General features: G+C 70.1%; 8 protein-coding genes and 1 riboswitch. Of the genes, 5 read left to right on the forward strand and 3 right to left on the reverse strand.

What is annotated here, in order from left to right:
- Together glyA and AB7U92_RS15375 are read right to left on the reverse strand one after the other, a co-directional pair.
- On the reverse strand, positions 1–1,146 hold a 1,146-nt coding region (gene glyA, locus AB7U92_RS15370; RefSeq protein ID WP_428578540.1), incomplete at its 3' end, for a serine hydroxymethyltransferase.
- A 54-nt stretch (positions 1,147–1,200) separates the two neighbouring features.
- A riboswitch (ZMP/ZTP riboswitch) is annotated at positions 1,201–1,322 on the reverse strand.
- 26 nt (positions 1,323–1,348) lie between these two features.
- Entirely contained in the window at positions 1,349–2,248 is a 900-nt protein-coding gene (locus AB7U92_RS15375; protein WP_428578543.1) for a lytic transglycosylase domain-containing protein, read from the reverse strand.
- 281 nt (positions 2,249–2,529) lie between these two features.
- Between AB7U92_RS15375 and AB7U92_RS15380 the strand changes: the two genes are divergently transcribed.
- Positions 2,530–4,089, forward strand: coding sequence for a UbiD family decarboxylase domain-containing protein (locus tag AB7U92_RS15380; RefSeq protein WP_428578546.1), 1,560 nt, complete (start codon positions 2,530–2,532; stop codon positions 4,087–4,089).
- 219 nt (positions 4,090–4,308) lie between these two features.
- On the opposite strand, the gene AB7U92_RS15385 is transcribed toward AB7U92_RS15380, so the two are convergent.
- On the reverse strand, positions 4,309–5,310 hold the full coding sequence (locus tag AB7U92_RS15385) for a MerR family transcriptional regulator (RefSeq protein WP_428578548.1): 1,002 nt from the start codon (positions 5,308–5,310) through the stop codon (positions 4,309–4,311).
- A 105-nt stretch (positions 5,311–5,415) separates the two neighbouring features.
- Between AB7U92_RS15385 and AB7U92_RS15390 the strand changes: the two genes are divergently transcribed.
- The 4 genes from AB7U92_RS15390 to AB7U92_RS15405 form a co-directional block, all read left to right on the forward strand.
- A complete protein-coding gene (locus AB7U92_RS15390; protein WP_428578551.1) occupies positions 5,416–6,504 on the forward strand; it encodes an NAD(P)/FAD-dependent oxidoreductase in 1,089 nt (362 codons plus the stop codon).
- Positions 6,501–6,668, forward strand: a complete 168-nt coding sequence (locus tag AB7U92_RS15395) for a DUF2256 domain-containing protein (RefSeq protein ID WP_428578554.1) — start codon at positions 6,501–6,503, stop codon at positions 6,666–6,668. The genes AB7U92_RS15390 and AB7U92_RS15395 overlap by 4 nt, the downstream gene beginning before the upstream one ends.
- Positions 6,661–8,217: a cryptochrome/photolyase family protein gene (locus tag AB7U92_RS15400; protein ID WP_428578556.1), complete on the forward strand. Its 1,557-nt coding sequence runs from the start codon at positions 6,661–6,663 to the stop codon at positions 8,215–8,217. The genes AB7U92_RS15395 and AB7U92_RS15400 overlap by 8 nt, the downstream gene beginning before the upstream one ends.
- Positions 8,210–9,292, forward strand: a 1,083-nt coding sequence (locus tag AB7U92_RS15405; protein WP_428578559.1) for an FAD-binding domain-containing protein, incomplete at its 3' end; no start/stop codon positions are given. The genes AB7U92_RS15400 and AB7U92_RS15405, both read left to right, overlap by 8 nt.

The following is a 9,292-nucleotide window of genomic DNA, read 5'->3' on the forward strand; positions in this document are numbered from 1 at the left end:
GGCGGTCAGCCGCGCCTGTTCTTCCTTGAAGCCGCGCGTGGTCATCGCCGGCGAGCCGAGGCGGATGCCGCTGGTGATCATCGGCTTCTGCGGGTCGTTCGGGATGCCGTTCTTGTTGCAGGTCATGTGGGCGGCACCGAGGATGGCCTCCGCTTCCTTGCCGGTCAGCCCCTTGGGGCGCAGGTCGACCAGCATCACGTGGCTCTCGGTGCGGCCACTGACGATGCGCAGCCCGCGCTGCACCAGCGTCTCGGCCATCGCCGCGGCGTTCTTCACCACCTGCTGCTGGTAGGCCTTGAACTCGGGCGACAGCGCCTCCTTGAAGGCGACCGCCTTGCCGGCGATCACGTGCATCAGCGGGCCGCCCTGGATGCCGGGGAATATCGCGCTGTTGACCTTCTTGGCGATCTCCTCGCCGCGCATCAGGATCAGGCCGCCGCGCGGGCCGCGCAGCGTCTTGTGCGTGGTGCTGGTGACCACGTCGGCGAAGGGCACCGGGTTCGGGTAGACGCCCGCGGCGATCAGGCCGGCATAGTGCGCCATGTCGACCATGAAGTAGGCGCCGATCGCCTTGGCCACCTTGGCGAAGCGCTCGAAGTCGATGCGCAGAGCGTAGGCCGAGGCGCCGGCGATGATCAGCTTCGGCTTGTGCTCGTGCGCCAGGCGCTCCATCGCGTCGTAGTCGATCTCTTCCTGGGCGTTCAGGCCATAGGAGACGACCTTGAACCACTTGCCGCTCATGTTCAGCGGCATGCCGTGGGTGAGGTGGCCGCCCTCGGCCAGGCTCATGCCCATGATGGTGTCGCCCGGCTGCAGCAGGCCGAAGAACACCCCCTGGTTGGCCTGCGAGCCCGAGTTCGGCTGCACGTTGGCGAACTCGGCGCCGAACAGTTGCTTGGCCCGGTCGATGGCGAGCTGCTCGACCACGTCGACGTTCTCGCAACCGCCGTAGTAGCGCTTGCCGGGGTAGCCCTCGGCGTACTTGTTGGTCAGCTGCGAACCCTGCGCGGCCATCACCGCCGGCGAGGCGTAGTTTTCCGAGGCGATCAGCTCGATGTGGTCTTCCTGGCGCTGGTTCTCGCGCTGGATGGCGGCCCAGATCTCGGGGTCGACGTTGGCTACGGTGGAGGCGGTACGGTCGAACATGACGGCAGTCCTTGACAGCAGAGGATCCCGGGGCGGGCCGCGGTGGTGCGGCCGCAGGGCTGCCCAGGCGAACGGCGGATGCGATGGCCGAAAGCGTCGGTCACCGACCACGCTTCCCGGTGGTACACCACCTCAGGCCCCGGGGCGGGGCCGCATCGCCAGTCGCGCGGTGGCGGAAGTGTAGCGGAGGGTCGCCGGCTGCTCAGCGCAGCCAGGCCACCTGTTCACCCGCTTCGGCCGGCGCCTTGGCCGGCTGGGTGAGCTCGGGCTGCACGGAGGAAGCCGCGGGCGCCGGCAGCGACACCGGGATCAGCGCCACGTTGGCCGGCACGGTCTTGCCGGCAGCCACCAGGCGCAGGTTGTTCTGCTCGGCCAGCACCTTGCCGGTGTAGCCACCGTCGTCGTCGAGGTTGGCGGCGCCGACGTAATAGCGCAGGCCGGCCTCCAGGCTGCCGGCACGGGCGATGCACTCCTTGAGCACCTGCACGCCGACGCGCAGGTTGGTCACCGGGTCGAAGGCGGCATGGTTGCCGCCGAAGGCCTCGTACTTGTCGTCGTGGATCTTGGTCATGACCTGCATCAGGCCCTGCGCACCGACGCTGCTCTGCGCGAACGGGTTGAAGCTCGATTCGACGGCCATGATGGCCAGGATCAGCGTCGGGTCGAGGCCGGCGCGCTCGCCGACGTGCCAGGCTTCCTGCACCAGGCGGCTGATCGGCTCCGGCGCCACACGGTAGCGGCGCGAGATCCACAGCGCCACCGCGGCCTGCTGGCGGCTGAGCTTCTTCGGGTCGGCCGCGGTGGCGCGGGTAATGGCTTCCGGCTCGCTGAGCTGCTGGGCGAGCAGCTCGGCCGGCTCGGTGCGGGCTTCCTGGCGGGCCTGCAGCCAGCCCAGGGCATGGGTCTCGACGGCATGGCGCAGCTCGGGCTTGCCCAAGGCGAACAGTGCGGCGGCCACGATCAGCAGACCGATCAGCGCCAGCATGTTGTGGCTGACTTCGAGCAAGCCATGCCCGACGTCCTTCAGGAACACCGTGGCCGACTCGCCGATGGCATCGCGCACCCGCAGGGCACGCGTCAAGCATCGCTTCAGCGTCGTCATGTCACTCCTTTCGCACCGCCTGCCCCGCGGGGGGCTGCCCCTTCGCCGGCTGTGCCGGGGGCGACGGTGATAATCGTTGGCCGGGGTTTGGAAGCCGTCTTGCGCGGCGTGGTCCGGCAGCGAATCGGATCGCGATCCGATGGTGGCAGCGACTCGGCTGCCTCACTATCCCTGCACCGAGGGCCTGGGGTTATCCCGTAGCGGTGCGAACGGCGCGAATTCTAGGAAGCCATTTCATAACCGGTCAAGACTAAGAACTTGACTATTAATTACGATTGCGTATGAAGTACCGGGACTTGCGTGACTTCGTAGCCGGCCTGGAGTCGCTCGGTGAGCTTCGGCGCGTGGCCGAGCCAGTCTCTGTGCGGCTGGAGATGACAGCGGTCAGTGACTTCGTGTTGCGTTCCGCCGGCCCGGCACTTTTTTTCGAGAAGCCTGACGGTTACAAGTTCCCGGTCCTCGCCAACCTGTTCGGAACGCCCCGGCGGGTGGCGCTTGGCATGGGCGCCACCGAGGTGAGCGAGCTGCGCGAGGTGGGTCAATTGCTGGCTCGGCTGAAGGAGCCGGAGCCGCCCAAGGGCCTCAAGGACACGGGTCGCCTGTTACAGATGGCCAAGGCGATCTGGGACATGAAATCCGCTTCGGTGCGGCAGCCGCCCTGCCAGGAGGTGGTACTCGAAGGCTCGGACGTCGACCTGACCCGGCTGCCGGTGCAGACCTGCTGGCCGGGCGACGCCGGCCCGCTGATCACCTGGGGGCTGGTGGTCACGCGCGGGCCGCAAGGCGGGCCGAACGCCCGCGCGCGGCAGAACCTGGGCATCTACCGCCAGCAGGTGATCGGCCGGCGCCAGGTGATCATGCGCTGGCTGGCTCACCGCGGCGGCGCGCTGGATTTCCGCGAGTTCGCGCTGGCCAAGCCGGGGCAGCCGTTTCCCATCGTCGTGGCGCTCGGCGCCGACCCGGCCACCATCCTGGGCGCCGTCACGCCGGTGCCCGACACGCTCTCCGAATACCAGTTTGCCGGCCTGCTGCGCGGCAGCCGCACCGAAGTGGCCGAAACCGGCGCGGGCGACGCCGGCGTGATGCTGCAGGTGCCGGCCAGCGCCGAGTTCGTGCTCGAGGGCGGAATCCCGACCGCCGAGAAGGGCTGGACGGGCGCCAGCGAGCACGGCGTGCCGTTGAAGGAGATCAACGGATACCTGCATGCGCTGGAGGGCCCTTTCGGCGACCACACCGGCTATTACAACGAGCAGGACTGGTTCCCGGTGTTCGAGCTCTCGCGCATCACCCATCGGCGCGATCCGATCTACCACTCCACCTACACCGGCAAGCCGCCGGACGAGCCGGCCGTACTCGGCGTGGCGCTCAACGAGGTGTTCGTGCCGATCCTTCAGAAGCAGTTTCCGGAGATCGTCGACTTCTACCTGCCGCCGGAAGGCTGCAGTTACCGCATGGCGATCATCAGCATCCGCAAGGCCTACCCGGGCCACGCCAAGCGGCTGATGTTCGGGTTGTGGAGCTTCCTGCGCCAGTTCATGTACACCAAGTTCATCGTGGTGACCGACGACGATGTCGACATCCGCCGCTGGGACGAAGTGATCTGGGCCATCACCACCCGCATGGACCCGGTGCGCGACACCACGCTGGTGGAGAGCACGCCGATCGACTACCTCGACTTCGCCTCGCCGGTGAGCGGCCTGGGCGGCAAGATGGGGCTGGACGCCACCAACAAGTGGCCGGGCGAGACGCAGCGCGAGTGGGGCCGGTCGATCCGCATGGATGCGGCCGTCGAGCAGCGGGTGGCCGATGTGGTTGCGAAGATCATGAAGCCGGCGGCGTGACAAGAGGAATCACGAGCGCTTTCGGCGCTTGAAGTCGGCGCCGGCATGGCCTAGCTTAGAAGAGCCTGTTCATGCAGGCGCAACCGATGGCGCAGTCCCTGCGCGCCAGGGGCCCCGGACCCAATACCTCCGGAGCTCCAACCGGCGGCGTCAGCCGCCCGCCCCTCCCACCTCTGGTCGGGAGGGGTTTGTCTTTATGGGTGTCTTGTTGTTCGCCGCTCAGCGCGTCGGCATGAGCAGGCCTTCGTGCACTGCTACCCGTTCCAGCGCTTCCTCGAACTTGGCGCGCGTCGAGGCGGCCACCCCGGCGAGGTAGGCGTGCAGTTCGGCGTCGGCCGGGCTGCGGTTGCGGCACTCGGCGCTGTACGCCTCGAAGTGCGTCAGCTGCATCAGGATTTCTGCGACGTGCCGCGGGCACTCGCAGGCGATGGTGGACGACAGCCCGGCGATGTCGGCCAGCGCGGCGTCGTCCCAGCGTCGCGGCGGCACCGGCTCGGCCACCGACAGCGGCGGCAGCGGCGCGCGCGGCACGCCACCGGCCAGGCCCTCGAGCCACTGGCCCAGCGCCGCGTCGGCCAGCGGCTCGCGCAGCAGCGCCACGCCGGCCAGGGCCAGGCGCTCGCAGACCGACTCCGAGGCGAAGCGGTACACCGCCGCCGTTCGCGCGGTCTTGAGCTGAGGCGCCGCCTGCTGCAGTTCCGACAACCAGGCGGGGTGCAGGGTCGGTGCGTGCACCAGCAGCAGGTCGGCGCTGTCGGGTCCGATGTCCGCGGCCGCCTCGGCGGCGTCCTTGAACGGCCCGAGCACCTCCAGCGCACCGGCCAGTCGCCGGCGTACGCTCGGGCGCATGAGCCGCCGCGCCAGCGACTCGCCGACCACGGCGACGCGCCAGCGTGTCAGGGCGGGGGAGGGCGCTGCCGACAGGGTTCCGGTCACTGCGTGCGCGTGGGTGGCGGCCACCTCCTGCAACTGCGCCATGTCCAGCCCCGCGAGGCTGCCAATGGCATGGCCGTGCTCGGTGAGCTGCTTGAGCAGGGCGATCCGGCGCACATCGGCGGCCGAGTACAGGCGCTGGCCGCTGGGCGTGAGCGCCGGGGACGAGAGCTGGTAGCGCCGCTCCCAGACCCGCAGCGTGGCCACCGGCATGCGCACCATGCGCGCCACCGCACCGCTGCGGTGGCGCGGTTCGTCATCGGGAACGGGAAGTGGGATCGACGCCATCGTGAACTGCCTGTGACGATGAAATGAACTGGATTATCGGACCGAAATTGAGGTCAATAACGAATTTGACGCAAGTCTGACGCAGGCCTGCGTATGCTGCCCGGCATGCGAGCGTCCAACCCTTCGAAGCGTGTGGCCGTTGTCGGCGCCGGCCTGGCGGGCTCGGCGGCAGCGCGGCGGCTGGCCGATGCCGGCCATGACGTTCAGGTGTTCGACAAGGCCCGTGGCGCCGGCGGCCGGCTGGCCACCCGCCGTGCCGAGTGGATCGACCGGCAGGATGCGCCGCGAACGACACGGCTGGACCACGGGGCGCCAGGCTTCGGCGCGCGTGACGATCGCTTTCGGGCCTTCGTGGCTGAGGCGGTCGGCGCCGGCTGGCTGACGCCGTGGACGCCGGTGTGGTCGTCTGCCGGCTTGGGCGTGGACGAGCGCGCTGAACTGTTCGTGGCCGTTCCGGAGATGCCGCGGCTGTGCCGCGAGCTGCTGGCCGGCATCGACTGCGGTTGGAACGAGCCCGTGGAAGGCCTGCTTCGCGGCGGCGCGCGCTGGCGTCTGCGTCGCCGCGGCGTCGTGCTGCCGGACGAGTACGACATCGTCGTGCTGGCGATGCCGCCGGTGCAGGCGGCGCCGCTGCTGATCCCCCACGCACCGGGCTGGGCGCGCACCGCTGCCCGCGTGGCCATGCGGCCGTGCTGGACGCTGATGGGCATCAGCGAACCGACCCGCGCGCCGCCGGGCTGGCAGGCGGCGAGGCCGCCGCAAGGGCCGCTGGACTGGCTGATCCGCAACGAGACGAAGCCCGGTCGCGAGCGCCGTGACGACGAGATCCACTGGGTGGTGCACGCCCGCGCCGACTGGAGCGCCGAGCGGCTCGAGGCGCCCGGGGAACAGGTGCAGGACGAGCTGGAAGCCGCGGTGGACGACTGGCTGGGCGAGTCGCTGCGCTGGAAGCATGCCTTGGTGCACCGCTGGCGCTATGCGCTGCCGCCTGTCGAGGCGGTCGAGCCGGGGCATCTGCACTGGTGGGACCGGTTGCAGGGCCTCGGCGTATGCGGCGACTTCCTCGGCGGCTCGGGCGTGGAAGGCGCCTGGCTGTCCGGTGCGACCCTGGCCGACGCGGTGCTGGCCAGCGGCACCGGCGCCCGCGGACGCGGCAGAGCCTCCGGTGCGGATGCCGCGGCGGAGGCGGCATGACGCGCGCCGCCTCGGGCTTTCGCGGCAACAAGGCAACCCTGCCGTCCAAGCCCTGCCTCGCCTGTGGCCGGCCGATGAGCTGGCGGCGCGCCTGGGCGAAGAACTGGGCCGAGGTGAAGTACTGCAGCGATCGATGCCGGGCCGTCAGGGGCCGCCATGGCTGAGCTGCGCACGCTGGTGATCGTGCTGGGCGATCAGCTCGACCTCGACGCGTCCGCCTTCGACGACTTCGACGTCGCGCAGGACGCGGTGTGGATGGCCGAGGTCGCCGAGGAGTCGACGCATATCTGGTCGAGCCAGCCGCGCACGGCGCTGTTCCTCTCGGCGATGCGCCACTTCGCGCAGGCGCTGCGGGAGGCTGGCCGGCCGCTGCACTACACCGCGCTGGACGACCCCGGCAACCGCGGCAGCCTGGCCGCGCAGCTGACGGCCGACATCGAGCGGCTGCGCCCGCATCGTCTGGTGATGACGGCACCGGGCGACTGGCGCGTGCTGCAGGCCTTGCGTGGTGTGGCCGAGGCCTGCTGCCTGCCGCTGGACATTCGCGAGGACCGCCACTTCTTCTGCAGCGTGCGCGACTTCGCTGCCCACGCGCGCGGCCGGCGCTCGCTGCGCCTGGAGTACTTCTATCGCGAGCAGCGCGTGCGCCACCGCGTGCTGATGGACGGCGACCAGCCGATCGGCGGCGAGTGGAACTTCGACGCCGACAACCGCGAACCCTTCGGCGCCGAAGGTCCGGGCCGCGTGCCGCCGCGCAGCCGCTTCGAGCCCGACGAGATCACGCGCGAGGTGATCGCGCTGGTGCGCAATCGATTCGCCGATCACCCCGGTGCGCTCGACGACTTCGCGTGGCCGGTGACGCGCGAGCAGGCGCAGCAGGCGCTGTACCGCTTCATCGACGAGCGACTGCCTCGATTCGGCCGCCACCAGGATGCGATGTGGCCCGGTGAGCCCTGGCTCTTCCATGCCCATATCGCCGCGGCGCTGAACCTCAAGCTCATCCACCCGCGCGAGGCCGTGGCCGCGGCCGAGGCGGCCTACCACGCCGGCAAGGCGCCACTGGCCAGCGTGGAGGGCTTCGTCCGCCAGATCCTCGGCTGGCGCGAGTACGTGCGCGGCATCTACTGGACGCAGATGCCCGGCTACCTCGAACGCAATGCGCTCGACGCCCGCGAAGACCTGCCGGCCTGGTACTGGAACGGACAGACCGACATGGCCTGCCTGCGCGACGCCATCACGCAGACGCTCCGCCACGGCTACGCGCACCACATCCAACGTCTGATGGTGACCGGCCTCTTCGCGCTGCTGTACGGCGTCGATCCGAGGCGGGTGCATGGCTGGTACCTGTCGGTCTACGTCGATGCGGTGGAGTGGGTCGAGCTGCCCAACACGCTGGGCATGAGCCAGTACGCCGATGGCGGCCTGATGGCCAGCAAGCCCTACGTGGCCACCGGCAAGTACATCGACCGCATGAGCCCGCATTGCCGCGGCTGCCGGTACGACCCGTCGCAGCGCAAAGGCGAGCGCGCCTGCCCCTTCACCACGCTGTACTGGGACTTCCTCATGCGCCACGAGGCGCTTCTGGCGAAGAACCCGCGCATGGCGCTGCAGGTGAAGAACGTGGCCCGCATGGGCGATGACGAGAAGCGCGCCGTGGTGGCGCGCGCCGCGGCGATCCGCCGCGGTGAGGTGGGGAGCAAGAGCCATGAGTGACCTCTTCGAGCCGACGATCGCCGCCGCACGGGCGCGTATCGCCGCGGTGCGGCCCAAGGCCTATGCCAGCACGCGCAACCACCTGGAGGGCGCGGTCAGCGGCCTGTCGCCCTACGTGACGCACGGCTTCGTGAGCCTGCGCGAGGTGCTGCAGGGCGTGGCCGACCGGCACCGGCTGGAGGCGCAGCACAAGTTCGTCTACGAGCTTGGCTGGCGCGAGTACTTCCGCCATGTGTGGGACGAGCACGGCACCGGCATCCTGCGCTCGCTGCACGCCGGCGTGCTGCCCGAGGGGGCGTATTCGGGCGAAGTTCCGGAGGACATCCGCGAGGCACGCACCGGCGTGCCGGCCATCGACCAGGCGGTGCGAACGCTGTACGCCACCGGCATGCTGCACAACCATGCGCGCATGTGGCTGGCCAGCTACGTGGTGCACCTGCGCAAGGTGCACTGGCGCGCCGGTGCCGACTGGCTGTATGCCCACCTGCTCGATGGCGACCTCGCCAGCAACCATCTCAGCTGGCAGTGGGTGGCCGGCACCGGCAGCCACAAGCCGTACCTCTTCAACGCGGAGAACGTGGCGCGCTACGCGCCGCCCGGCTGGCACAGCCCGGGCACGGTGATCGACACGAGCTACGAGGCGCTCGACGGCATCGCGCGTTCGGCGCTTGCCGTGGCCGAGGCCGGGAGCGGCCAGGGTGTGGCCGAGCCGGTTTGCCTCAGCGAGCCCCCCGAATGGCTGGGCTGCGAAACGCCCGATGCCTCGCACGTGCGCGGCACCGAGGTCTGGCTGGTGCACCCCTGGAACCTCGGTGCGCTGCCCGACGAACTGCCGGCCAACACGCGCGTCATCGGCCTGTTCAGTGCCGAGTTTCACCGCGCCTGGCCGTGGAGCGAGAAGCGCTGGCAGTTCGTCGGCACGCGCATGGCCGAGCTGGTGCCGCTGCGCTGGTTCGGGGAGGCGCGCGCCATCGGCGAGGCGCTGGCGTCGGCCAGGCGCGTGCGCAGCGTCGCCGAGCCGCACCTCGCGCCCTGGCTGGAGCGCTGGGCGGATTGCGAGCCGGCGCCGCGCCTG

It is taken from the genome of Piscinibacter sp., assembly GCF_050175855.1.
Taxonomy (GTDB): domain Bacteria; phylum Pseudomonadota; class Gammaproteobacteria; order Burkholderiales; family Burkholderiaceae_C; genus Piscinibacter.